General features: G+C 71.7%; 24 protein-coding genes and 1 tRNA gene. 16 read left to right on the top strand and 9 right to left on the bottom strand.

Annotation, left to right across the window (positions count from 1 at the left end; genetic code table 11):
- The first annotated feature begins 249 nt into the window (after nucleotides 1-249).
- The 4 genes from FV242_RS15370 (at nucleotide 250) to FV242_RS15385 (ending at nucleotide 2571) form a co-directional block, all read left to right on the top strand.
- Nucleotides 250-342, top strand: a tRNA-Sec gene (locus FV242_RS15370).
- A gap of 248 nt (nucleotides 343-590) precedes the next feature.
- The gene (locus FV242_RS15375; RefSeq protein ID WP_147907824.1) at nucleotides 591-1571 is read left to right on the top strand and encodes an amidohydrolase; all 981 of its coding nucleotides are present in this window, start codon (nucleotides 591-593) and stop codon (nucleotides 1569-1571) included.
- A gap of 86 nt (nucleotides 1572-1657) precedes the next feature.
- The gene (locus FV242_RS15380; RefSeq protein WP_246692295.1) at nucleotides 1658-2206 is read left to right on the top strand and encodes a hypothetical protein; all 549 of its coding nucleotides are present in this window, start codon (nucleotides 1658-1660) and stop codon (nucleotides 2204-2206) included.
- 131 nt (nucleotides 2207-2337) lie between these two features.
- On the top strand, nucleotides 2338-2571 hold the full coding sequence (locus tag FV242_RS15385; RefSeq protein ID WP_147939524.1) for a hypothetical protein: 234 nt from the start codon (nucleotides 2338-2340) through the stop codon (nucleotides 2569-2571).
- Nucleotides 2572-2580: 9 nt separating this feature from the next.
- Here the strand turns inward: FV242_RS15385 and FV242_RS15390 are convergent, their stop codons facing one another.
- Nucleotides 2581-3009 carry a hypothetical protein gene (locus FV242_RS15390; RefSeq protein ID WP_147939525.1) on the bottom strand — a complete coding sequence of 143 codons (429 nt, stop codon included), beginning with the start codon at nucleotides 3007-3009 and terminating at the stop codon, nucleotides 2581-2583.
- Between the two features lie 223 nt (nucleotides 3010-3232).
- On the opposite strand from FV242_RS15390, the gene FV242_RS15395 reads away from it, so the two are divergent.
- The 3 genes from FV242_RS15395 (at nucleotide 3233) to FV242_RS15405 (ending at nucleotide 5584) form a co-directional block, all read left to right on the top strand.
- Nucleotides 3233-3469, top strand: a complete 237-nt coding sequence (locus tag FV242_RS15395; protein ID WP_147939526.1) for a DUF4170 domain-containing protein — start codon at nucleotides 3233-3235, stop codon at nucleotides 3467-3469.
- Nucleotides 3470-3643: 174 nt separating this feature from the next.
- Nucleotides 3644-4588: a ribose-phosphate pyrophosphokinase gene (locus FV242_RS15400; protein ID WP_147907828.1), complete on the top strand. Its 945-nt coding sequence runs from the start codon at nucleotides 3644-3646 to the stop codon at nucleotides 4586-4588.
- Nucleotides 4589-4699: 111 nt separating this feature from the next.
- The gene (locus tag FV242_RS15405) at nucleotides 4700-5584 is read left to right on the top strand and encodes a hypothetical protein (RefSeq protein ID WP_147939544.1); all 885 of its coding nucleotides are present in this window, start codon (nucleotides 4700-4702) and stop codon (nucleotides 5582-5584) included.
- A gap of 19 nt (nucleotides 5585-5603) precedes the next feature.
- Here the strand turns inward: FV242_RS15405 and FV242_RS15410 are convergent, their stop codons facing one another.
- Nucleotides 5604-5879, bottom strand: a complete 276-nt coding sequence (locus FV242_RS15410) for a YiaA/YiaB family inner membrane protein (protein ID WP_007563059.1) — start codon at nucleotides 5877-5879, stop codon at nucleotides 5604-5606.
- Between the two features lie 78 nt (nucleotides 5880-5957).
- On the bottom strand, nucleotides 5958-6632 hold the full coding sequence (locus FV242_RS15415) for a PspA/IM30 family protein (protein WP_147907829.1): 675 nt from the start codon (nucleotides 6630-6632) through the stop codon (nucleotides 5958-5960).
- A 104-nt stretch (nucleotides 6633-6736) separates the two neighbouring features.
- Between FV242_RS15415 and FV242_RS15420 the strand changes: the two genes are divergently transcribed.
- Nucleotides 6737-7363 carry a TetR/AcrR family transcriptional regulator gene (locus tag FV242_RS15420; protein ID WP_147939527.1) on the top strand — a complete coding sequence of 209 codons (627 nt, stop codon included), beginning with the start codon at nucleotides 6737-6739 and terminating at the stop codon, nucleotides 7361-7363.
- On the opposite strand, the gene FV242_RS15425 is transcribed toward FV242_RS15420, so the two are convergent.
- Nucleotides 7258-7926 (bottom strand): methyl-accepting chemotaxis protein, encoded by a 669-nt coding sequence (locus FV242_RS15425; protein WP_306440307.1) that lies wholly within the window; start codon nucleotides 7924-7926, stop codon nucleotides 7258-7260. The genes FV242_RS15420 and FV242_RS15425 overlap by 106 nt on opposite strands.
- A gap of 269 nt (nucleotides 7927-8195) precedes the next feature.
- Here FV242_RS15425 and FV242_RS15430 point away from each other — a divergent pair, with 269 nt between their 5' ends.
- Nucleotides 8196-9251 (top strand): ABC transporter substrate-binding protein, encoded by a 1056-nt coding sequence (locus FV242_RS15430; RefSeq protein ID WP_147939528.1) that lies wholly within the window; start codon nucleotides 8196-8198, stop codon nucleotides 9249-9251.
- Nucleotides 9252-9698: 447 nt separating this feature from the next.
- The gene (locus FV242_RS15435; protein ID WP_147907832.1) at nucleotides 9699-10400 is read left to right on the top strand and encodes a DUF1013 domain-containing protein; all 702 of its coding nucleotides are present in this window, start codon (nucleotides 9699-9701) and stop codon (nucleotides 10398-10400) included.
- A 111-nt stretch (nucleotides 10401-10511) separates the two neighbouring features.
- Here the strand turns inward: FV242_RS15435 and FV242_RS15440 are convergent, their stop codons facing one another.
- The 3 genes from FV242_RS15440 to FV242_RS15450 form a co-directional block, all read right to left on the bottom strand.
- Complete coding sequence (locus FV242_RS15440) at nucleotides 10512-11861, bottom strand: MFS transporter (RefSeq protein WP_147939529.1); 1350 nt, start codon at nucleotides 11859-11861, stop codon at nucleotides 10512-10514.
- A 170-nt stretch (nucleotides 11862-12031) separates the two neighbouring features.
- The gene (locus FV242_RS15445; protein ID WP_147907834.1) at nucleotides 12032-13057 is read right to left on the bottom strand and encodes a histone deacetylase family protein; all 1026 of its coding nucleotides are present in this window, start codon (nucleotides 13055-13057) and stop codon (nucleotides 12032-12034) included.
- Nucleotides 13058-13236: 179 nt separating this feature from the next.
- Entirely contained in the window at nucleotides 13237-14415 is a 1179-nt protein-coding gene (locus FV242_RS15450; protein WP_246692723.1) for an HD domain-containing phosphohydrolase, read from the bottom strand.
- A gap of 573 nt (nucleotides 14416-14988) precedes the next feature.
- On the opposite strand from FV242_RS15450, the gene FV242_RS15455 reads away from it, so the two are divergent.
- The 4 genes from FV242_RS15455 to FV242_RS15470 all read left to right on the top strand — a co-directional run bounded on the left by FV242_RS15455 (nucleotide 14989) and on the right by FV242_RS15470 (nucleotide 19672).
- Nucleotides 14989-15873, top strand: coding sequence for a LysR substrate-binding domain-containing protein (locus tag FV242_RS15455; RefSeq protein WP_147907836.1), 885 nt, complete (start codon nucleotides 14989-14991; stop codon nucleotides 15871-15873).
- 134 nt (nucleotides 15874-16007) lie between these two features.
- A complete protein-coding gene (locus FV242_RS15460) occupies nucleotides 16008-16352 on the top strand; it encodes an MliC family protein (protein WP_147939531.1) in 345 nt (114 codons plus the stop codon).
- 282 nt (nucleotides 16353-16634) lie between these two features.
- On the top strand, nucleotides 16635-17837 hold the full coding sequence (locus FV242_RS15465) for an NAD(P)/FAD-dependent oxidoreductase (protein WP_147907838.1): 1203 nt from the start codon (nucleotides 16635-16637) through the stop codon (nucleotides 17835-17837).
- 146 nt (nucleotides 17838-17983) lie between these two features.
- A complete protein-coding gene (locus FV242_RS15470; protein ID WP_147939532.1) occupies nucleotides 17984-19672 on the top strand; it encodes a thiamine pyrophosphate-binding protein in 1689 nt (562 codons plus the stop codon).
- 379 nt (nucleotides 19673-20051) lie between these two features.
- Here the strand turns inward: FV242_RS15470 and FV242_RS15475 are convergent, their stop codons facing one another.
- On the bottom strand, nucleotides 20052-21434 hold the full coding sequence (locus FV242_RS15475; RefSeq protein WP_147907840.1) for an Nramp family divalent metal transporter: 1383 nt from the start codon (nucleotides 21432-21434) through the stop codon (nucleotides 20052-20054).
- A gap of 171 nt (nucleotides 21435-21605) precedes the next feature.
- Here FV242_RS15475 and mntR point away from each other — a divergent pair, with 171 nt between their 5' ends.
- Both mntR and FV242_RS15485 read left to right on the top strand, forming a co-directional pair.
- Nucleotides 21606-22085, top strand: coding sequence for a manganese-binding transcriptional regulator MntR (gene mntR / locus FV242_RS15480; RefSeq protein WP_147907841.1), 480 nt, complete (start codon nucleotides 21606-21608; stop codon nucleotides 22083-22085).
- Nucleotides 22086-22110: 25 nt separating this feature from the next.
- A complete protein-coding gene (locus tag FV242_RS15485) occupies nucleotides 22111-22641 on the top strand; it encodes a hypothetical protein (RefSeq protein WP_147939533.1) in 531 nt (176 codons plus the stop codon).
- A gap of 80 nt (nucleotides 22642-22721) precedes the next feature.
- On the opposite strand, the gene FV242_RS15490 is transcribed toward FV242_RS15485, so the two are convergent.
- Nucleotides 22722-23906: a putative zinc-binding metallopeptidase gene (locus FV242_RS15490; protein ID WP_147907843.1), complete on the bottom strand. Its 1185-nt coding sequence runs from the start codon at nucleotides 23904-23906 to the stop codon at nucleotides 22722-22724.
- Between the last annotated feature and the right edge of the window lie 80 nt (nucleotides 23907-23986).

A 23986-nucleotide genomic window follows, 5' to 3' on the forward strand; every position in this document is an offset into this window, starting at 1 on the left:
GTATCCTCGCCCGCCCAATCGCCCGCCCCCTCGCCCGGCGGCTCAGCGGACGACGGTGCAGCCCCCTCGGGGGCCGGCGCAGGGCCTTCCACAGGCTTTGAGCGTCGCAGGAACGGCATGACTGGTGCAGGGCCACAACAGTGTGGCGGAATTAATACGAATCGCGGCGTCAGGGCGGCGACCGGTGATCCATTCCGCCGCAGAGCATCCTGCTTGACCCCGCCGGAAGTGGCCCGTACCCCCGCCTTCGGAGGCGAACGGGGTCTGGTGGCCCCCCTGGTCTTCAAAACCAGTGGTACGCCAACAGCGTACGGTGGGTTCGATTCCCATCCGCTTCCGCCAAATCCGCTTCCGCGAAACTCCGCCGCCCACCGGCGCGCGGATCGGCGATCGTCCGCTGCGATCGCGGCCAGGGCCGCCGTCACCGTGGCTGCGCTCGACACTGCGCCCAAGCGCCTGCGCTCCCGTCCCTGTCGGCGGTCGTCGTGGGCTCTTTGACACCGGACCGGCTTGCGCGGTTCGCGCCAGGGTGGTCCGATCCGGATGAGGCGCTCGCAGAAGTTCGCCCAAAAATCCGGAGGAGACCCGCCATGCTGTCACGCCGGCAAACGCTCGCCCTCGCCCTCGCCAACGGCCTCGCCCTGACCGACACGGCGGCCCGGGCCGCGGGACAGGCCACCGCGCCGACCGCCAGGAGCCCGGTCTCGTTCGAGGTCCCACCGGGGGCCTGCGACTGCCACGTCCACGTCATCCCCGATCCGGCCAGGTTCCCGTTCTGGGCGGGGCGCGGCTACACCCCGCCGGTCGATCCGCCCGAGAGCCTGCTCGCGCTCCAGCACGCGCTCAAGCTCGACCGGGTCGTGATCGTGACGCCCAGCGTCTACGGCACCGACAACGCCGCCACCCTCGACGGTCTGCGCCTGCTCGGCCCGAAGCGCGCCCGCGGCGTTGCGGTGATCGGGCCCGGGACCACCCCGGCCGAGCTCGACGCGCTGGCCCAAGCCGGCATCCGCGGGATCCGGGTCAACCTGGAGCAGGCCGGCGTGTTCGATCCGGCGGCCTCGGCCAAGGCTCTGGAGAGCGCCGTCCAGCAGATCGGGCAGCGGCCCTGGCACCTCCAGGTCTATGCCCGCCTGTCGGTGATCGGCCCGCTGAAGCCGCAGCTGGCCGCCCTGCCGGTGCCGGTGGTGTTCGACCACTTCGCCGGCGCGCAGGCGGCCCTCGGCCCCGACCAGCCGGGCTTCGGCGACGTGCTCGACCTCGTGCGCGGTGGAAAGGCCTGGGTGAAGCTGTCGGGCGCCTACCGCGCCTCGACCCGGGCGCCCGACTATCCCGACGTGGCCCCGCTGGCCCGGGCCCTCGTGGCGGCGAACCCGGAGCGGCTGGTCTGGGGCAGCGACTGGCCGCATCCGGACAGCACGCCCAAGCCCGGCCGCAAGCCCACGGACCTCGCGCCCGCGCAGGACATCGATGACGGCCGCCTGCTCGACCTGCTCGCCACCTGGGTGCCCGAGCGCGCCACCCGTGACAGGATCCTTGTCGAGAATCCAAAGCGGTTATACGACTTCTGAGCGAAATGCGCGGGGGCGGATGCGCCCGGACCGAGAACCCGGTCCCGGAATCGCCCAGCCGGCCGTGCGCCCTGGAGGAGACTGCGATGCAGGGCCTGGAGCATCGTCCCGAACGCTGGCTGCCGGCGTTCGGAACACGTCCCCGCGGACGCGGGGACCGTTGGTTCGGGCCGGGATCCGCCGTCCGGGATACGGCCGGAGAACGGGTCGGCCGACCGGCTGCGGCCGACCAAATCCTCGATTTCGCCTCCGGCCGCGCGCGGGGCCTGCTTGGCCTGCTGACGGCCCTGGCCGTCCTGGGCGCCGCCGCCATCGCGGCGCGGGGGCCCGGCACGGCCGTCGATCCCGATCTCGTGCGGGTGCTCCGCTTCATGGCATTGATGAAGGGTGGCTTCGCGCTGGCGGCCTTCGTGGGCTGCTTCTGGCGCCTCGCCCGGCCCGCCGGCCCATGGCGCACGCCGATCTACGTCGTCGGGCCGCCGCTCATGGCGGCGGGCGCGATCGGGCTCTGGTCGGTCCAGGGCCTCCCGCTCGCGGCGGGCCTGCATCTCGGGCTGCTCGCGGTGCTGGCCGCCGCCCTGACCGATCCCGCGTTCCTGCCCGACCTGTCGCGCCTCGGCCCGGGCCGCCGATGAGGCGCCGATCCCCCAACCCGAATCGCCCCGTCCGGCTCGAAAACGGAACGGCGGATCCGCCGGCCCGTTTCCCCGGGGGCCCGCCCGACGCGCCGGGTTCTCCCGCGCTGGTCCGCACCGTCCCGCATGCCATGATCGACAAGGTCCTTCCGCTCCTCCCGCCGGGCGCCCAGGCGGCCCTGCGCAGGCTCGCCGCCCGGTGGCCGTCGCGCGCGGCCGACGTGCCCGCGATCCGGCTCGACCACGATCCGAGGCCCGGCCCGATGAAGCCGCTGCACCCGCCGGCCGCCATCAACGACAACCCTCTCCAGACTGTCCACGAGGCCGTCGAGCGGGACCTTCGCGCGAGCGGTCATCTGCGCTGAGGCGGCCGGTCAGCGCCCCGTCGGGCTCGCCGGAGCGGGGCGACCGGCCGCCCCCGCCTCCATCCAGTGGCAGGCCGTGGTCCCCGGCACGCCGGCGCACTCGTAGTTCCGCCCACCCAGGGACACCCGGTCGGCCAGGCCGGTGATGTCGGCGCGCGACATCAGGGTGCAGCCGAGATGGTCCGCCTTGGGGTCGGCCAGCACGGCCGCCGCCGCGGGGGCGCCGTCGTGCATCAGCATCCGGTAGTTCGCCAGGGACGGGCAGCCGATCACCTGTCCGCCCGCTGGCCCGGCATTCTTCCTGTCCGAGGCGGCCTTGTCGTGCCCAGTCCGATCTTGGCCCGCACGAGCCGGCGCCTTGGCCGCCGGCTGTCCCAGCGCCGGCACGGCGCAGAGCCCGAGCGCGAGGGTGGCGACGCGGAGTAGCATGCGTGTCATGCCTCGCCCCTAGCATGGACGCGGGCCGGTTTCGTACCTGCCGCGTCGCCGCGCCCGGGTTCCGTCAGCGGCTCCCAGTGGAGGCCGGGTCGGGAACCGGCGATGGTGCCGTCCCGGGGCACGCCAGCTCCCGGTTGTGTGATGGGGCGGGGACGGACATTCGGGCTTGACCGAGCGGCTGCCATCTGCGAGCGCCGCGGGCGGGACATCGAGAGGAGAGGTCATGGCGACGGCGATCGATAACGATCAGAAGCTCCATCTGGTCTTCGGTGGTGAGTTGCAGGACCTCGACGGCGTCCGGTTCCGGGACATCAAGGGCCTCGACATCGTCGGCATCTTCCCGGACTACGCCACCGCGCAGGCCGCCTGGCGGGCCAAGGCGCAGGCCACCGTCGACAGCGCGCAGACGCGCTACTTCGTGGTCCACCTGCACCGGCTGCTGGAGCCGCCGGTCGCCTGAGCTGGCCTCCGGCACCGGCCGGTCCGGGCGCCCGCCTGTGCGGCGCGCCCGTGAAGGCATTGTGACACCTTCGGCCCGCTGCTAAGAGCCTCGCCCGTCATCAGATCCATCCGGCCCGGTGCGGGCCGGTTTTCGGAGCGCGGCGCGAAGCGCGGCCGCGATTGGGCGGACGTCATGAAATCCTCGATCAAGATCATCGCCGGCAACGCGAGCCGGCCCTTGGCCGAGGCGATCGCCGCCTATCTCGAATTGCCGCTGGCCAAGTGCATGGTCCGGCGCTTCGCCGACATGGAGATCTTCGTCGAGCTCCAGGAGAACGTGCGCGGCGAGGACGTGTTCATCGTCCAGTCGACCTCGTTCCCGGCCAACGACCACCTGATGGAGCTGCTGATCATGATCGACGCCGCGCGTCGGTCATCGGCCCGGCGCATCACGGCGGTGATCCCGTATTTCGGCTACGCCCGGCAGGACCGGCGCACCTCGGGCCGGACCCCGATCTCGGCCAAGCTGGTGGCGAACCTGATCACCGAGGCCGGGGCCGACCGCGTCCTGACCCTCGACCTGCACGCCGGCCAGATTCAGGGCTTCTTCGACATCCCCACCGACAACCTGTTCGCCGCCCCCGTGATGGTGCGCGACATCAAGGAGCGGCTGCCGAGCGCCGACCGCATGGTGGTCTCGCCGGATGTCGGCGGCGTCGTGCGCGCCCGGGCCATCGCCAAGCGGATCGACTGCCCGCTGGCCATCGTCGACAAGCGCCGGGAGCGCCCGGGCGAATCCGAGGTGATGAACATCATCGGCGAGGTCGAGGGCCGCTCCTGCATCCTGGTCGACGACATCGTCGATTCCGGCGGCACCCTGGTCAACGCCGCCGAGGCCCTGCTCAACGCCGGCGCCAAGGACGTGTCGGCCTACATCACGCACGGCGTGCTCTCCGGCGGCGCGGTCTCGCGCATCGCCGCCTCGCGGATGAAGGAGCTGGTGATCACCGATTCGATCCAGCCGACGCAGGCCGTGAAGCTCGCCCGCAACATCCGGGTGGCGACCATCGCGCCGCTGCTCGGCGAGGCGATCGGCCGGACCGCCACCGAGGCCAGCGTTTCGAGCCTGTTCGACTGACCGCGCTGGTTCTCCGCGGAGACGCGCGGCATGTCTTCGACGCGCCGCACAGCCGGCGCAGCATTCGTCGCAGTTCCGGCGCGGGATTTCGGCGCTACCTCCCGGCTGCGGATGCATCGCGATCCGGGAGGGCGGGCCCTGGGCCGGACGACACTCATCGGCATCCACGGGCTCGCCAACAAGCCGCCCCGGGATGAGAAGGCCGCGTGGTGGCGCGCGGCGATCCTGGAAGGCCTCGCCCGCAATCGCGGCGCCGCGCCGCCCGAGGTGCCGTTCGCCTTCGTGTACTGGGCGGACCTGCGCTACCCGCAGCCCCTGGCCGGCGACCGCAACCGCGAGCCCTACGATGCCGAACCCGGCACTGGCCCGTTCCCGTCCCCGGACCCCGAGCAGGCCGAGCCGACGCTCACCGACCGGATCTATCGCGGCCTCTCGTACCTGGAGGAGGCCACCGGGTTCACCCCGGTCGACGACCTGATCCTGGAATACCGCCTCGACGACCTCTGGGGCTATCACGCGGACGCGGCGTTCCGGGCCGCAGCCCGCGCGCGCCTGCACGAGGCCCTGACCGAGGCGGTCGACCGCGACGTGCTGATCGCCGCGCACTCGATGGGTGGGTTGATCGCCTACGACGTGCTCCGGGCCGCCGAGCGGGACGGGACTCCCCTGCCCCGCTGCACCCTGGTCACCCTCGGCTCGCCCCTGGGGCTCGCCGAGCTGAAGCTGAAGCTCGCGGACGAACACGGCGACCTACGCGTGCCGGAGGCGGTCACGGCCTGGACCAACCTGATGGACCGCCAGGACATCGCCACGGTGGGCGACGACCTCGCCGAGACCTACCCGCCCAACGCCGCCGGAGTGCGGGTGCGGGACGTGCCGGTGATCAACGCCTACCGCAGGCCGGACGGCACCGAGAACCGGCACAAATCCTACGGCTACCTGCGGACCCCGGAATTCTCGGACGCCGTGGCGGCGTTCCTGGCCGCCACAGCCTGAGTCAGGGCGGTGACCGCCGTCACAGCCGGCCCGGCACCGCCTCGCGCAGCACCCGCTCGGCGGCGGCGTCCTCGATCTTGTTGATCAGCCGGCTCGCCTCGTGCTCGTCGCGCAGGGTCTTGGCGAGGGTGAAGGTCGTGCCGGTGAGGAAGAGCGCCGCCATGGCGAGGTAGCCCTTGATCCAGATATCGGCAGGCAGGAAGAAGATCCCGATCGCCAGCATGGCGGCGGCGGCGGTGAAGCTCACCAGCGTGAAGGTCTTCCAGGCGGCGGTGTGGGGCATCTGCGGCATCATCGGTCGTGCTCCTGTGGCTCGGGTGGTTGCTCGGGTGGTTCTTCGGGTGGTTCTTCGGGTGGCGAACGGAACGACGGATCAGGCCTGGGCCCGGAGGCGGTCGAGCACCGTCCGCGGGTCGGTGCGGGGACGGCCGTAGCCGGCGGCGTCGAGGGCGGCCTCGATCCCGGACGCCGCCTCGGCCTCCAGGCCCGCCAGGGCCTCGGCGGCATCCGCTTCGGCGGCCTGGGCCTCGCGCAGGCGCTCCAGCGTCCGCTCGGCCTCACCGAGGGCGCCCGCCGACAAGGCCGTGACCCGGCGCCCCTGAATCCCCGCCCGCCGCAGCGCCTCGGTGGTCCGGGCGGTCTGAAGGCCGCGGTCGAGGTCCCGAAGCCGGTCGCCGCCCTGCCCGACCAGGCGCTTCAGCCGCTCGATCTCGGCGCCGAAGCGGGCGGCGGCGGCTTGCCGGTCGGAGCGCTCGTCCACCAGGGCGGCGATGTGGATTGCCGCCTCGCTGCCGAGATCCGCGCGTCCGTCGGCGAGCGCCCGCCGCGCCCCGTCCGACAGGGTCTCGATCCGGGCGTCGATCGCGTCCAGCGCGCGGGCCTCGGCGGCGTGGTAGGCCATGGCGACGGCGAGTTCGCGCCGGGCCGTCGCCACGGCTCCGGCCGCCTCCCGGATCTGCTGGCGCAGGATCGTCACCGCGTTTGCGTCGTGGATCGCCTGGGCGTTGTCGGCGATCACGCCGCGCATCAGGAGGGAGAGGGTCCTCATCACGGTTCACCTCGGGGAGCGGCGCACCGGACCCTGTCCGGAATTCGTTGAACGCCGTTCATGAAAGACATAAGCACAGCCCGACGGGCCCGGCAAGGCATTAAATGAACGACGTTCAGAAAAAACTGAGGGGCCGCCCGCGCAAGGGGCAGACCGACCGCCAGGCGGATCGTCAGGCGCTGATCGCGGCCGCGGTGGCGATCCTGGACGCGGGCGGACCGGGGGCACTCACCGCCCGTGCGGTCGCCGAGCGGGCCGGCACCGCGGTCGGCTCGGTCTACACGCAGTTCGACAGCCTGGAGCTGCTGCGGCTGGAGGCCAACGCCATCACGATGCGGCGCCTGCGGGACGCCCTGGCGGCGGCGCTTTCCGCCTGCCCGTCCCGGGAGACCGAAGCCCGGCTGCTGTGCCTGGCCGACGCCTACCTGGCGTTCGCGGCCGAGCACCATCCCGCCTGGGTGGCGATCTTCGAGCGGCGCACGGTGGCGGCGCCCGCCTCGGTCCAGGCCGACATCGCGGCCCTGTTCGGGGTCCTGGAGGGGGTGCTGCGCGATGGCGGCCAGCTCGCCGAGGCCGCGATTCCGGTGATGGCCCGGGCGCTCTGGTCGAGCGTCCACGGCATGACCTACCTGGCCGATCTCGGCGGCCTCGGGCCCCTCGGGGCGGCGGATGTCCGCCCGATGATCGACGCCCTGGTGCGGGCCGCGGTGCGGGGTTTTCCGTCCGCCTGAACCCGTCCGCGGTCAGGGTCTGGCTGGAACGGTCGGGTCTCCGCCCCGATGCCCCGCGAAAGGCCGAGTCCTTCGGGAGCCCGATCGTCCGGTCTCCTGGCGCTCACCACCCCGCGCACAATCTCCTGGATCGCGGCGTTCTGCTCTTCCATGGCGGCCGCGACCCCGACCGCGATGCTGCGCATCTCCTCGATGGTCTGGCCGACCTCGCCGACCGCCGCCACGGCCTGACGGGTCTCGCCCTGGATCCGGGCGATCTGGGTCGCGATCTCGTCGGTGGCCCGGGCGGTCTGCCCGGCCAGCGCCTTGCCCTCCGAGGCCACCACCGCGAAGCCGCGCCCGGCCTCGCCGGTGCGGGCCGCCTCGATGGTGGCATCGAGCGCCAGCAGGTTGGTCTGGCTGGCGATCGACGCGATCAGCCCGACCACGTCGCCGATCCGCTCGGTGCCGTCCGCGAGCGCCCGCGCGGTCGCCTCCCCCTGGCGGGTGGTCTCGGCCGCGCGTCCGACGACCTCCGAGGTGCGGTGCACCTGCCCGGCGATCTCCTGGACCGAGGCCGACATCTCCTCGGTGGCCGCCGCCGCGAGGCCCCGGCTCAGGTCGCCCCTTGGGCCTCGAAGGCCCGGGTCAGGCGGTCGAGCGCGGCGGCGCGGCGGACGGTCCCTTCGGCCCCCTCCGGAACGAAAATTTCACGCGGAGAGACGGTGCGACGTTACCATTACCGCGCCGTGAAGACCGCGCCGGGCCTTGCGCTTATCGGCATGAGGCTGTCCACTCGGCGCCAATAAAGCCCGCATCCGGACATGAAGCCGGCGGGCCAGGGAGGACACACATGGTGCGTGCGTTGCGGGCGAGGACGATTCCGGGACTCTGCCGTCACCTCTTCCGGGGCGGCCACGTCGCCCTGCTGCTGGCCGGGCTGGCGCTCGCCGCCCCGCTCGCCGTCCCGGCCCAGGCCGACGACGCCAAGGTCCGGATCAGCCGGCAGCCCGGCTTCGTCTACCTGCCGGCGGTGCTGGCCGAGCGGCACAAGCTGATCGAGAAGCAGGCCAAGGCGGCCGGGCTCGGGGACGTCACGGTCGAGTGGGTGAACCTGACCAGCGGCGCAGCCGGCAACGACGCGCTGCTGTCGGGCAACATCGACATCGTCGACAGCGGCTCCACCAACATGCTGCTGCTGAACGACCGCACCCGCGGCGACGTGAAGGGGCTGTGCGGCGTCGGCAGCACGCCGATGCTGCTGCTCACCCGCAACCCGGACGTGAAGACGGTCGGCGACTTCTCCGGCAAGGACAAGATCGCCCTGCCCTCCGTGAAGGTCTCGTCCCAGGCGGTGCTGCTCCAGATCGCCGCCAAGAAGGCTTTCGGCCCCGATGGGGCGACCAAGCTCGATCCGCTCACCGTCCAGCTTGGCCATCCCGACGCGGTGGCGGCGCTGGCCAGCCCCCAGAACGAGGTCAACAGCCACTTCTCGCTGCCGCCGTTCCAGCAGCGCGAGCTCCAGGACCCGGCGATCCACGCGGTGCTCAACTCCTACGAGCTGGTCGGCGAGCCGGTGAGCAACGCGATCTTCTACGCCCGGACCGGCTGGTTCACCCGCAACCCCAAGCTCGCCGCCGCCATCGTGGCCGCCATCGACGAGGCGAATGCCGAGATCGCCAAGGACCCGCTCCAGGCCGCCAAGGACTACGTCGCCGCCACCAACGACAAGACGCCCCCCGAGACGCTGGTGGCGATCATGAAGGAGCCCGGCACCACCTTCTCCACCACCCCGTACGGGATCATGCTCCAGGCCCGGCACTTCTACGCGATGAAGACCATCAAGGCCGAGCCCAAGGATTGGAAGGACACGTTCTTCCCGATCGTGCACGGGCTGCCGGGGAAGTAGGGCGTCGGCCCGGACATTGTTGCCCGCTCCGGGCCGCGTTACGTTCGGGAGTGGGATTGGCGGCGGCTACCGCCGATCCCTGGCATTCACCTGCTTGAGGTGTAGCCAAGCCCAGAGAGGAATGGCGAGGCGGAGCCGGAAGCTCTACCGCCATTCGCTTTTCTGGACCATGCCAGTGCGATGACCATTCTCTGCACTCCCGGCCGCATCGGGCCGCGTGCGGCGTTCGCCGCTGGGTCGGTCAGGCGCACATCCGGTTTGTCGCCGGGGCTCGGGCTTCGGTTAATCGGCGCCCGGCGTCCCGAACTCGCGATTGCGCCCTTCCCCGGGCGGCCCTATAGTCGCTCATCCCCATTCAACAGCGTGAGACGGGACTTCCGGATCTGCATCCGGAGCCCGCGGCCCGGTGCCCGGCCCCCGTCCCGCCAGGCCGGAGCACGAGAGTACATGTCCCAGGGTCCGCTGATGCCGAAGGCGACCGCCGTCTGGCTGGTCGAGAACACCTCCCTGGCCTTCGAGCAGATCGCCGACTTCTGCAAGCTGCACCCGCTCGAGGTGAAGGGCATCGCCGACGGCGAGGTCGCGGCCGGCATCAAGGGGCTCGACCCGGTCTCCACCGGCCAGCTCACCCGCGACGAGATCGAGAAGGCCCAGAAGGCGCCTCACTACAAGCTCAAGCCGGCCGTCTCCAAGGTGAAGCTGCCGGAGGTGAAGCGCACCACCAAGGGCCCCCGCTACACCCCGCTGTCCCGCCGCCAGGACCGGCCCAACGCCATCCTGTGGCTGCTGCGCAACCACCCCGAGCTGAAGGATTCGCAGGTCATCCGCCTGGTCGGCACCACCAAGTCGACGATCCAGCAGATCCGCGAGCGCACCCACTGGAATTCCGGCTCGCTCCAGCCGATGGACCCGGTGACCCTGGGCCTGACCACCCAGATCAACCTCGACTTCGAGGTCCAGCGCGCGGCGGCCGACCGCCCGGCCGCGCTCGCGGCCGATTCCGGCGCCTCGCTGCTGCCCACCGAGGTCTCGACGGCCCCCGAAGCCGAGGACGCCGGCGAGCATGGCGGCCGCGAGGAGCGGATCGACGCCGATTCGGTCTTCGCCAAGCTCAAGGGCCGGCATCAGGGCGAGGACGACGAGGCGTAGGATCGGCGATCCGCGCCCCGCGCCCGCCGTGGGCGAGGGGCGCATCCGCGATGGGCGTCTCGGCAGGTGCGCCGACGTCCCTCCCCTTCTCCGGCGGGCAGGCCGAGGCCGTCAATCCGGGAGCGGCTTCCCGGTCGTCTCCGGCATGAACCACGGCACGATCAGCCCGATCGCGTAGACGCTCGACATGGTCAGGGCCGCGGCGGCCACGCCGCCCGACAGGGTGACGATCTGCCCGGCGATGATCGGGAAGATCCAGGCGATCAGTCGCGCTCCGTTGAACACGGCGCTAGCAGCCGTCGCCCGCACCGCCGGGGTGAACAGTTCCACCAGGTAGATCGCCATCCACGAGAAGGCGAAGCCCAGGGTGAAGAACCCGTTCAGGAACGCGAGCCCCATGAAGGGCACCAGCCCGCCCGTCCAGAGATAGCAGGCGAGCGAGGTGACGATGCAGCCGGCATACGTGATCAGGAGGAAGGCGCGCCGCCCGACCGCATCCGCCACGAAGCCGGAGAGCAGGTAGGCGGTGATCGCCCCGACATTGTAGATGATGCCCATGCGCGGGCCCCACACGTTGGCGGGTTCGCCTGCGACCTTGGCCAGCCCCTCCGTGTAGGCCGGCAGCCAGGACGAGACCGCCCACCAGCCCACCGTCGTGGCGAACGACATCAGGGTGGCGAGCAGGACCCGCCGGCGGCTCTCGCGTTCCCGGAAGATCTCCGTCAGGGAGAACGGACGCCGTCCCCTGCGCTGCGTGCTCGCGGCGTCCTCGGCGGTGGCGGCCCAGCGCTGCTCACGAAGGGCCTGCATCCACTGCTCGGATTCCTCCAGGGCGCGCCGGAGGTACAGGCAGACGAAAGCCGGAAGTGCCCCCAGCGCGAACATGATCCGCCACGATTCCGGGCCGAGCGGTTCGAAGGCGGCGAGCAGCGCCCAGACGATCGCGGCGAGCACCGCACCGCCGCCGAAGCCCGATTGCAGGAAGCCGCAGCCCTTCGGCCGGGCCCGGTTCGGCCAGGTCTCGGCGACCAGGGCGATGCCGGTGGACCATTCGGAGCCGATGGCGAGGCCGGTGATGAACCGCAGGATCGCGAGCTGAGCGAAGCTCCCGGCAAACGCCGTCAGCCCCGTGAACAGGGCGTATCCGAGGATGGACAGCATCATCATGCGCTTGCGGCCGATGTAGTCGGCCGCGATTCCGCCCATCAGCCCGCCGAGCCCCCAGCCCAGGAGGGTAATCCCGATCGCCGCCCCCACGTAGAAGGCCGGCGCCTGGGCCTGCTCGGGGGTGAGGAGCGATCCGAGGGCCGGGCGGAGCGCGTAGACCAGGGCGACCGCCTCGTAGCCGTCGAAGATCCAGCCGAGATAGCTGCCCCAGAGAATGCGCCAGTGCCGCCGGGTCAGGCCGGCGTGCCAGGGTGCGTTGGCCCCATCGGGTAGCCGGACATCGCCCCCACGCATCGCTCGCGCCCTCCCGGTGGGACCGCAACCGACGCGGCCCCCTCCCCGGCAGGTATACAGGTCGTCGCCGCCGCGTCGGCGCGTGCAGAGGCTTGGGTGACACTATTCGTGTCGTGCTGCGCCATATTCGCACCACGCCGTGCAGTCTCCGGGCCGCGCCGAGGACCGGCTCAGCGGGCCGCGTCGAAGGCGCCCAGGAAGGTCGTCAGGTTCTCCGGCAGGGCCGCGCAGAGGTAGCCGCCCTCCTGGACGATCGCGGTGGGTAGCCCGGCGCGTGCGATTCGCTGCGCCGCCGCGGCGAAGCCCGCTCCGGTCACCGTGAGGACGCCGATCGGGTCGTCCGCCGCGGCGTCGAGGCCCAGGGCCACCACGAGGCCCCGCGGCCGGAACGCCGCGATCGCCGCGAGCCCGGCCTCCACGGCGGCGAGCCAGGGCGCGTCGCCAGAGCCCGGCGGCAGCGGCAGGTTGCGGTTGAGGCCGGCGCCGGGCCCCGCCCCGGCCTCGTCGGCATATCCGGCAAAGAATGGGAAGTAGTCCGACGGGTCGGCGTGGACCGAAACGGTAAGCACGTCCCCGCGGGCATAAAAAATCCCCTGCGTGCCGTTGCCGTGGTGCACGTCGATGTCGAGGATCGCCACGGGGCCGCCCCCGGCCGCCCGCATCCGCTCCGCCGCGATCGCGCTGTTGTTGAGGAAGCAGAAGCCGCCGGCCGAATCCGCGTAGGCATGGTGGCCGGGCGGCCGGCACAGCGCGTAGGCGTGGCCGACCGCAAGGGCCGCGTCGGCGGCCGCGACGGCGCATTGCGCCGCGCCGTAGACCGCCGCCCAGGTTCCGGCCCGGATCGGCGTCGAGGTGTCGGCTGTGTAGAGCCCGGCGAGCCCGAGCAGGCCGGCGGGCGTCCGGTGCATCTGCGGGCGCGCGAAGCTGCCCGTGAGGATTTCGTCGGCCACCCCCGGGATCTCCGACCGGCGTGCCCAGGCCTCGGCCAGGAACGCGAGGTAGCCGGGATCGTGCACCGCCCGGATCGGGTCGAGGCCGTGATCGGCGGGCTCCGCGAGGGCGTGGCCGCCGTCCCGGGCCGCTTCGTGCAGGATCGCGTAGCGCGAGGCCTGCTCGGGATGCGGGATCGGCGTGCCCCGCCGCAAATACTGGTCGGGATCGTGCCGGGCGGAGGCGGCGGTGTGGAAGACGCGCATGGGGGCAGGTTAGGCGCAGCTTTGCGCCGCGTCACCCCGGCTCGGTCCGCGGTGCCGGCGGTGTCGCGCCCGGTGGGCCCGATGCACCAGGGCTCTGCGCAGCAGGGCTCTGCCTTGGTCCCGCGAAAGGTCTCGCCCGTTCGAAGCCGGGATTTCCGGGGATCAGGACGTATGCGGCCTCATCCGTGGCGCCTGTAGGCGGGCTCGTCGGCGTCGGGGCTGTCGACGAGCCGGCCCGCCAGGACGGGCGTCTCGGCCGCGATCTCGCGGAGCAGGGTCGGCACCCGGGCCCAGGGCTCGGTGACGGCGTGGGCGTCCCGCCGGCCGGTGGCCCGCTCCTGACCGCCGGCCACGAGGACGTCCGGCCAGCGCGCGCAGAACGCCTTTACGCAGGCCGGGTCGAAATGGCGGCCGCTGTCGGCCCGGATGCAGGCCAGCGCCGCCTCGAACGGCATCGCCTCCTTGTACGGGCGCTGCGTGGTCAGGGCGTCGAACACGTCCGCCACGGCGACGATCCGGGCCGCCAGGGGGATCGCGTCGCCCGCGAGCCCCTTCGGGTAGCCGCTGCCGTCCCACTTCTCGTGATGCGCCTCGGCGATCTCGGCGGCCAGCCGGATCAGCTCGGAGGAACTGCCGCCCAGGATGCGCTGGCCGATGGTCGCGTGCGTCTTGATCAGGGCGAACTCGTCCGGATCGAGCCGGCCGGGCTTCAGCAGGATGCCGTCCGGGATGGCGACCTTGCCGACATCGTGCAGCGGCGCGGCGAGGTACAGGTTGCGGCAGGCCTCCGCCGGCAGGCCGAGCGCCTCGGCCACGATCTGGCTGTAGCGGGCGACCCGCCAGGTGTGGTCGCCGGTGTCGTTGTCGCGATACTCCACGGCCAGCGACAGGCGGAAGATGATCTCCTCCTCGCGCTCGCGCATGTGCCGCAGGGCGGCCTCGACCTCGCCGTCGAGCCATGCGGCCTGCTCGGCCAGCCTCCGCACCGCCTTGGCGAGGCGGATCAGGTTGCGCAGCCGCACGGTCTGCTCGACGCCGCGCATGGACTTGTCGAGGAAGTCGGTCGCCCCGGCCTCGAGCGCGGCGAGCCGCACCGCGTCGGAGATGTCGCTGGTCACCATCGCGATCGGCACCTGCGCGTAGTGCGGGATGGTGCGCATGCGCTGGATGAACGCGATCCCGTCCATGGCCGGCATGTGGTAGTCGACCAGCACGATGTCGAAGGCGCGCATCTGCGCCTCCACGAGGGCGGCGGCCGGGTCGGCGTAGTCGGTCACGCTGACGTCGGGCTTGGCCTCCAGCATCTGGCGCAGGCGCAGGCGCATGGTTGCGCTGTCGTCAACCAGGAGCGCGTCCATCATGGCGTCTCGCCTCGCTCGGCGGTCCGGATGCAGGACGGGCGGGGCGTCGGCGCCGCGATCACGGCAGCCCGCGGGCGCCGGGAGCCGCGGGTCTCCGACGTCGGATCCGGAGGGCTGGAAGCGGTCATGATCCGATCCGGTGACGATCGCGGGTGACGGTGCGGTCCGCGATCGGGGAAGTCTCGGCGGTGATGCGATACATTTGGAATAGTGCACGTTAAAGGGGAGTAAATGATTTCGCCCTCGCGCTCTTAGATTATAACTTGATATGCGTCAGAAAATATCAGATTGGTGTTGGATTGACGCAGTCTTTTATGAATCGAGAACGTAATGTTTCAGAATTAGTAGTGCGATTACAAATGATATCGACCGACGAAAACGTCGATCCGGTGCCTGTGTTGATTCTGCGGTGTCCGATCCCCCGTTGCGCCGCTCCGGTTGCCGACGCGGCTTCGGGCGACGCGGCCTCCGGCGGTCGCTGACACGCGTGCCGGGCGACGCTACCGTCCCGCGCCGTCGCTGCGGGACCAAGGCGCCCGGTGGTGCCGCTGCTGAGAGGGGCCTTCGGCGATGATGCGGTTCGATCTCACCGACCTCGGCTTGTTCCGGCACGTGGTCGAGGCCGGCTCGATCACCCACGGGGCGGCGCGGGCGAACCTCGCCCTGGCGGCCGCCTCGACGCGGATCCGGATCATGGAGGATTCGCTGGGCGCCGCGCTCCTCACCCGAGGACGGCAGGGCGTCAGCCCGACCCCGGCGGGGCGCACGCTCCTGGCCCATGCAAGGGAGATCCTGGCCGGCGTCGAGCGCCTGCGCGAGGAGATGGCGGTGTTCTCCGGCGGCGCGGCCGGGCAGATCCGGGTGCTCGCCAACACCAACGCGCTGACCGAGTTCCTGCCCGACGCGCTCTCGGCCTTCCTGGCCGGCCATCCCGGGATCGGCGTCGAGATCGACGAGCGCACCTCCGAGGAGATCGTCGGGCTGGTGGCCGAGGGCGCGGCCGATCTCGGCATCCTGTCCGGCACGGTCGATACCGGCTCGCTCCAGACCTTCCCGTTCCGGGAGGACCGGTTCGTGCTGGTGGCGGCCCGGGACCATCCCCTGGCGGCGCGGGCCGACATCCCCTTCGTGGAGGTGCTCGGCCACGACCTGGTCGGCCTCGACCGGCGCAGCGCCATCAGCCGGTTCCTGGTCGCCCAGGCAGTGCGGGAGGGGCGGCCGATGCGTCTGCGGGTGCAGTTGCGCGGCTTCGATGCCGTCTGCCGCCTGGTCCAGGCCCGGGTCGGGCTCGCGGTGCTCCCCGAGAGCGCCGCCGCCCGGGCGGCCCAGGGCCTCGCCATCGCGGTGGTGCCGCTCTCCGATCCGTGGGCCCGCCGCGACCTGACCCTGTGCCTGCGCGACCTCGACGGCCTGCCGCCGTTCATGCGCGCCTTCGTGGCGCAGCTGCGGGGCTGAAGCGTCGTCCCGAGTCCATCGATCCTGATGTGATCGGCGAAATCGCGGTAGGTTGCGCGCCCGGTCTTCGAAGGCCGATTCTCCGATGTCCCGCACATCGGAGCGGTGCCGGGATCAGCACAGCAGGAGGTACCGTGAACCGTTTGCTCTCCCGGGGCGGCATCGCCCTCCTTCTCGCCATGGGACTTCCGGGTGCGGTGGAACAGGCGCACGCCGCATCGTCCGCGATGAGCAGGGTCGCGTTCGCGTGTCCCGCGGGGCGGACGCTCACGGTCGAGTTCGACACCGCCGACCTGAACGCGCCGGCCGTCGTTCACCCGCCCGCCGGCCCGTCGGTCACCTTGCCGGTCGAGCCGCACGCGGATGGGATCCAGTACGGAGACGCGAGCCATGAGCTGCGCGGCAAGGGGCGCACCGTCACCTGGACGGAGGCGGGCAAGCCCCCTCTCACCTGCACGGAAGTCCGCTCCGGCAAGTAGCGCCCGGCAAGGAACGCTCAGCAAGGAACGCTCAGCAAGTCAAAACCCAACCGGAGCGGGCGCCGCTATCGAGCCGAGGAAGATCCGGGCCGGGCGGTAGATCCGCTAAGATGCAGCAGTTCAATCAGAAGATGAGCATGCCGCCGGAGCCTGCGCGGCAGCGTAAACGTATGTTTCCGGGGTCGCGAAAAATTACGTACGTGCTTTACAGGGTTCCCGATCGCTATCATTCATGCGTTTTCGCGCGTTCAGGTTCTGGCGCGGCCGCAGGACGACTTTCAGATGACAGCAATGGGCAGCGCGGTGGAAACCTGCGACGTGGCCGTGGTGGGGGCCGGGCTGGCCGGGAGTTGCCTCGCCGGGGCGCTCGCCCGCGCCGGGACCCGGGTCACGCTGATCGACGCCCAGGCCGAGCGCGGTGAGGCACGCCGCGACTTCCGGGCGGAGAAATTCGGGGCCGACCAGATGGCGCTGTTCGAGGGCCTCGGCTTCGGCCGGGCGCTCGCCGCCTGCACGACGGCGACCGAGGAGGTCGCGGTGGTGCGCTACGGCCGCCTCGCCTACCGGGAGGCCTCCCGCGAATGGGGCGCGCATTATCCGGTGCTGGTCGGGGCCGCCCGGGCCGCCCTGCCGGAGGGGCTGCTGACCCCCGGCCGGGTCGCCGATTTCGACCTCGGGCCGGATCGCCAGATGCTCTCCCTGAGCGACGGCCGCCGGATCGAGGCGCGCCTGGTCGTGCTCGCCACCGGGCTCGGGCAGGCGCTGCTGGCCAAGGCCGGCATCACCAAGCGGGCGCTGAGCCCGCGTCACTCGCTGGCGGTCGGCTTCGACATGGCGGCGCCCCGGGCCGCCTTCCCGTTCCCGGCCATGACCTACTTCTCCGAGGGGTTCGGCGGCCGCGACGCCTACCTGACCCTGTTCCCGATCGGGGACGTGATGCGGGCCAACCTGTTCTGCTACCGCGATCCCGGCGAGCCGTGGGTCGCGGCCCTGCGCCGGGACCCGGAGGCGGTCCTGCGGGCGATGATGCCCCGCCTCGCGCGGCACTGCCCGGACCTGTCGGTGTCCGGCCCCCTCGAAGTCCGGCCGATCGACCTCGCCCGGGCCGACGGGGTGGAGCGCGACGGGCTGGTGCTGATCGGCGACGCCTTCCAGACCGCCTGCCCGATCCCGGGTACCGGGATCGGCAAGCTGCTGACCGATGCCGACCAGCTCGCGCGGGTCCACGTGCCGGCCTGGCTCGCCACCCCCGGCATGGGCCGGGACAAGATCGCCGGCTTCTACGCCGACCCGGTCAAGCAGGCCTGCGACGCCCGCAGCCTGCGCGCCAGCGTCTACGCCCGCGGCCTCGCCGTGGAGACGGGCGCGCTCTGGCGGGCCCGGCGCCTGCGCAACCGCGTCGCCCGCACGGCGATTCGCCTGGTCAAGGATGGGCCGCGGGCCGCCGCGGCCTTGGCACCCGGGTTGCTGCCGATGGGGCTGTAACGTTCGGCGTCGTCGGGGCACCACCCTGACAACCCGCCGAAGGGCTCGCCCTTTGGAAACCAGATCCCGCGCCGCAGGTCTTCGTCGCGGCGCGGCCATGGGGTAGCGTCGCGCTGATTCCGCCGGGGGGCGGAGGAGGTTTGCGCATGCCGATCGAGACCGTGGACGCCGCCGGGAGCCGGAGGGGCGCCGACCTGCTGCTGGATGTGCTGCGCTCGGAGGGCGTGCGCTACATCTTCGGCAATCCCGGCACCACCGAATTGCCGCTGATCGACGCGCTCACCGAGGCGCAGGACATCGGCTATATCCTGGCCCTGCAGGAGGCGACCGCGGTGGCGATGGCCGACGGCTACGCGCAGGGCGCGCGCCGGCCCGCCTTCCTCAACCTGCACACCGCCGGCGGCCTCGGCCACGGCATGGGTGCGCTGTGGAACGCCCAGGTCAGCGGCACGCCGCTCGTGGTGACGGCCGGGCAGCAGGACCTGCGCCACGCCCTGTCCGACCCGCTGCTGATGGGCGACCTCGTCGCCATCGCCGACCCGGTGGTGAAGTGGGCGCGCGAGGTCACGAGCCCGGACCAGATCCCGGTGCTCCTGCGCCGGGCCTTCCACGATTGCGGCGCCGCCCCGTCCGGTCCGGTCTTCCTGTCCCTGCCGATGGACGTCATGGAGGCGATGACCACGACCCCGGCGGGCGAGACCTCGACCATCGACCAGCGGGCGGTGGCGGGCTCCCTCGATCGCCTGGCCGAGAAACTTGCCGCCATCGCGCCCGGCCGCCTGGCGCTGATCGCCGGCGACGAGATCGACGCCTCGGACGCCTCCGCCCAGATGGTGGCGCTCGCCGACCTGCTGGCCGCGCCGGTCTACGGCTCGTCCTGGCCGGCCCATATCCCGTTCCCCACCGCCCACCCGCTCTGGGCCGGCAACCTGCCGACCCGGGCCGACGCCATCGCCGACCTCCTCGGGCGCTACGACGCGGTCTTCGCGCTCGGCGGCAAGTCGCTGATCACCATCCTGTACTCGGAGGTCTCGGCGGTGCCGCCGGGGACGCAGGTGTTCCAACTCTCCGCGGATGTCCGCGACCTCGGGCGCACCTATGCCACCAGCCTGTCCACGGTGGGCGACATCCAGGCCTCCCTGAACGCGCTGCTGCCGCTGCTGGCGCCGCGCGTGGCCGACCGGACCGGCGCCTTCGCGGAGTTGCGCGCGGCGGCGACGACGGCCCGGGCCGAGCGCCGGGCGCAACTCGCCGCCTCGGCGGACGCCGCCTTCGACGATCCGGTGATCGCCCCCCTGGTCGCCGCCCGCGAGGTGGCCCGGGCCGTGGGGGCGCAGACCACGATCATCGACGAGGCGCCCGCGACCCTGACCCACCTGCGCACGTTCCTGAACAGCAACTCCGTCCACCAATACGCCGCGATGCGCGGCGGCGTGCTCGGCTGGGGCATGCCGGCCGCGGTCGGTTTTTCCCTCGGCATCGACCGCGCCCCCGTGGTCTGCGTCGTGGGCGACGGGGCGGCCATGTACTCGCCCCAGGCACTCTGGACGGCTGCGCACGAAAAGCTGCCGGTCACCTTCGTGGTGATCAACAACGCCGAGTACAACATCCTGAAAAACTTCATGAAGGGGCAGGCGCACTACGCCTCGGTGCGCGCCAACCGCTTCATCGCCATGGATCTCACCGACCCGCGCGTCGACTACCTGGCGCTGGCCACCTCCATGGGGGTGCCGTCGCGGCGGGTGACCCGGGCCGCCGACATCGCCCCGGCGATCGAGGCCGGGATCCGGTCAGGGGGCGCCAACCTCGTGGAGGTGGTGGTCCGGGCGAGCTGACCGGGGGCGCCCGGGGGCATCGACCCCGAACACGGGCGGAGTCCGAGGGCCCGGAAGCCGATTGACGGCGCTTGCCGGGCCTCCAATGACTGTCTGGACCGACATGCGAGGTCCGGCATGCTCATGCCGGCCTTCGCCGGCCCCATCCTGCCGATCGATACCGCGATCGCGCGGCGCCCAACTTCACGTCCCCGATCCCAGGCGCGAGCACGATGCTCGGATCGCGGCGACCGGCCTCGCTCACGACCTGACGATCGTCACCCGCAACAGCGCCGATTTCGCCGCGACCGGCGTGACGCTGCTCAACCCATGGCGTTAGGGCAGGCCCCTCCAACGGGACGGGCAAGTCTTGAGGGCAGGGCAAGGGGCCCGGTGGGCTCTACTCCAGCCCCGGGATCGGCACCCCGAAGGCGGCGGCCAGCAGCACCATGTTGAGGCCGAGCACCAGGGCCGCGCCGGCCATGGCGGCGGCCTGGGTCAGGGGGCCGTTGGCGAAGGCGCCCATCACGCTGCGGCGGCGGGTGAACACCACCAGAGCCACCATCGGCACCGGCAGGGCGAGCGACAGCACCACCTGGGACAGCACCAGGGCCCGGGTCGGGTCGACGCCGATCGCCACCACGACGAAGGCCGGCAGCATGGTCACCAGCCGGCGGACGATGAGCGGGATGTGCCAGCCGGTGAAGCCCTGCATCACCATCTGGCCGGCGAGCGTGCCCACCACCGAGGAGGAGATCCCGGAGGCCAGCAACGACACCAGGAAGGCAGCCCCGGCCGCCGGTCCGAGCAGGGGGGTCAGGGTGCGGTAGGCCTGGTCGATCTCGGCGACCTCGCTGTGGCCGGCATGGAAGGCGGCGGCCGCCATGATCACCATCGCCATGTTGACGAGGCCCGCCAGCAGCAGCGCCACCACCACCTCGCGGTTCGAGAAGCGCACGAGCAGGCGCCGGTCGGCGTCGTTGCGGGGGCTGCCCCGCCCCTGGGTCAGGCCCGAATGCAGGAACAGGGCGTGCGGCATCACGGTGGCGCCGATGATCCCGACCGCGATGGTCAGCGCCTGCGCGTCGGGGATCCGCGGGGTGACGAGACCCTTGGCGGCGTCGGCCCAGTCCACCGGGGCGATAGCGAGCTCGACCGCGTAGCAGAGGCCGATCGTGCCGACCATCACGCCGATCGCGATCTCCAGCGGCCTAAAACCCTCCTGCTCCAGCAGCAGGATCGCGTAGGTGACGATCGCGGTGACCGCCATGCCGGCCATCAGCGGCATGCCGGTGAGCAGCGACAGCCCGATCGCGCCGCCCAGGAACTCGGCGAGGTCGGTGGCCATGGCGGCGACCTCGCTGATGCCCCACAGGCCGAGCCGCACCGGCAACGGCGTCGCGTCGCGGCAATGCTCCGCGAGGTTCTTGCCCGTGACGATCCCGAGCTTGGCCGAGAGCGCCTGGAACAGCATCGCGGTGATGTTGGCGAGCAGCACCACCCAGAGCAGGCCGTAGCCGTAGCGGGCGCCGGCCTGGATGTTGGTCGCGAAGTTGCCGGGGTCCATGTAGGCGATCGACGCCGTCACGGCGGGGCCCACGAACAGCAGGAACCGGCCGCGGCCGCCCGGCCGCCCGTCGAGCGTGTCGCGGATCGCCTGCTCCGTGCGCCGGCTCATCCTGCCGAGCGCAGGGCCCGCCGGTGCCGGAGGTACCGTTCCCGTCGGCGTACGTCCCTCGGGCATCTGGCCCCCCGGGACCGTCGCCGCATCCGGCGTTGCCATGCCTCACCCTTCTCTCAGAAATATAGCTTGGGCTATATTCAAGGGATCGGCCGCGTGTTTCAAGGGGGCATTTAAGACAGGCCCGCAACCGCGTCGCGGGACTCCCCTCCCCGGGGCGGATTTTGCTAACAAGGGTCGGGCGGCGCCGGGGGGCGGCGAGAGGGAGAGCCGATGCAGGAACCGTCCGAGCCGCGTGCCTCCGAAACCCAGGGCCTGCCCGAGACCGCGCTGGTCGATCCCGAGCGGCACGTGGAGAGCTTCCGCCAGGCCCGCGAGGCCCGGCGCTCCGAACTCGTCGAGGATTACGTCGAACTGATCGACGACCTGATCGGTGACGGCGGCGAGGCGCGCCAGGTCGACATCGCCGCCCGCCTCGGCGTGGCCCAGCCGACCGTCGCCAAGATGCTCAAGCGGCTGTGCGAGGACGGCTTCGTCCAGCAGCGGCCCTATCGCGGCGTGTTCCTCACCGAGGCTGGCCGCCGGCTGGCCGCCCAGGCGCGCGAGCGCCACCGCATCGTCGAGCGCTTCCTGTGCACCCTCGGGGTCAGCCCCGAGACCGCCCGGCGGGATGCCGAGGGGATCGAGCACCACGTCAGCGCCGAGACCCTGGCGGCGTTCCGCGCCTTCGTGGAGGGGCGGGAGGAGATCTGATCGGCGACCGGGCGCATAGCGTGCGATGCGGGACGGCGTATCGTGTGCGTCGCTGCCGCCGGCCGGCGAACTCGGCCGCGTCCTGCGGGCGGTCTCGGGCGATGACGACGTGCCGGTGCCGGGCGGGCACGACAGGCACGTCGCGGCCGTCTATGCCGACGGCGAGGCCTTCGAGGTCGAGTTCACGGAGCCGTTCGACATGCCGGCGACGGTCGAGGCCGGCGGCGTGTGCCCGGTCGAGCGGGTGGTCGGTCGAGCGGGTGGTCGGGTGACCGATCCGGACGGTTGGCCGTCCCGCTTCCTCGCCGCCCTGGTCAAGGTCACCGCAGACCTGCTCAATCCGAGCCACCGGGACGGGGCCGCGAAGTGTCGCTTCCTCGCCGCATGCGGATTCACGCCGGGTGATCCGGACGCCCTGATCGATGCGCCGTTCGATCACGGCCGACGTCCGGATGTGCGCGGATTCCTATCGGGCCATCGAGCCGTCTTTCGAGGGCCCTCTCGCCGCCCGTCCCGGCGCGGATCCACAGGTCAGAACCGCCTGGCAGGTCGATGAGGCCGATTCGTCCCGGACGTGCCGGCTCATGACCCTGAAGCCGATTCCGCGCCCACGGCCCTGACAGGCCGCCGAACGCATCACACGGTCGGCGCCGCCACCTTCTGGCGCAACCCCAGGATCACCGCCCGCAGCATCTCGGCCCCGGCCTCGCCGGGATCCGGCAGGGTGCCGGAGCGGGAGGCGTAGATCCGCTCGTGCACGAAGGCGAGCTTGGCGATCACCGTGGGGGTCAGCTTGAACGGGTAGAGCGCCGGCTGGCCCATGCTGTGGGACAGGGAGTTGATCGCGTAGGTCAGCGGCAGCCACGCCTCGATCAGCCGGTCGAGGTCGTGGGTGTCGTAGGGGTCGAAATCGATCACCGTGGGTGCCGTCGTGGCGTTGCGCAGGCGCGGGCGCACGTGCAGCTCGAAGGTCGAGGCGGTCTCCACCGTGTCGACGATGTGCAGGTAATGCGCGAAGGTCTCGGCGAAATCCTCCCACGGATGGGCGGTGGCGTAGGCCGAGACGTAGGAATCCTCCCACTCGGCCGGGGCGCCGTGGGCGTAGTGGTCCTGCAGGGCCCGGACGTAGTTCAGGTTCTCGTCTCCGAACAACCCCCGGAAGGCGCCCATGGTCGGCCCGTTCATGACCAGCAGGTACCAGAAGTAATGCCCGATCTCGTGCCGGAAATGGCCGAGCAGGGTGCGGTAATGCTCCCCGAACAGGATCCGGCGCCGCTCGCGCTCGACGTCGTCGGCCTCGGCGATGTTCATGGTGATCAGGCCGTTGATGTGGCCCGTGAGCACCGGCGGCCCGTACGAGAAGCTCTCCGACGGATCGACCAGGAAATCGAAGGCCAGCCCGTCGGTGTACTGGGCCCGGGTCGCCAGCGGCAGTTCGAGGCGCAGCAGCGAGTAGAACAGCCGGCGCTTGGCCGCCTCGATCTGGCGCCAGCGGGCGAGGTTCCAGGATTGCGACAGGTCCGGCACCACTCGGTTGTGCCGGCAGGCGGTGCAGAAGATCTCGGATTCGTCCTCCGGCACCAGCCAGTTGCAGGCCCCCGACGAGGCGTTGCTGCAGTAGCGGTAGCGCCGTCCGGAACCCGCATAGGCGTGGAAGGTCTGGGCGCCGCCCATGGCCGGATGGGCGGAGAGGCCCATGGGCTCCAGGGCCGAGACCTCGTGCGCCGCGCAGACATAGCCCAGCCGGCGCGCGCAGCTCTCGCAGGCGGTCGCCTCGAAGGTGACCGGCTGGTCGCAGGCCTGGCACTGGAAGAGCTTCATCGCGTGGTCCCGGGCCGGCAACCGGCCCACTTTTCGATCAAATGAGCGCGACCGGCAAAGTTCCGGCCAAGGTCGGCGGC

The organism is Methylobacterium sp. WL64, assembly GCF_008039945.1.
Taxonomy (GTDB): domain Bacteria; phylum Pseudomonadota; class Alphaproteobacteria; order Rhizobiales; family Beijerinckiaceae; genus Methylobacterium.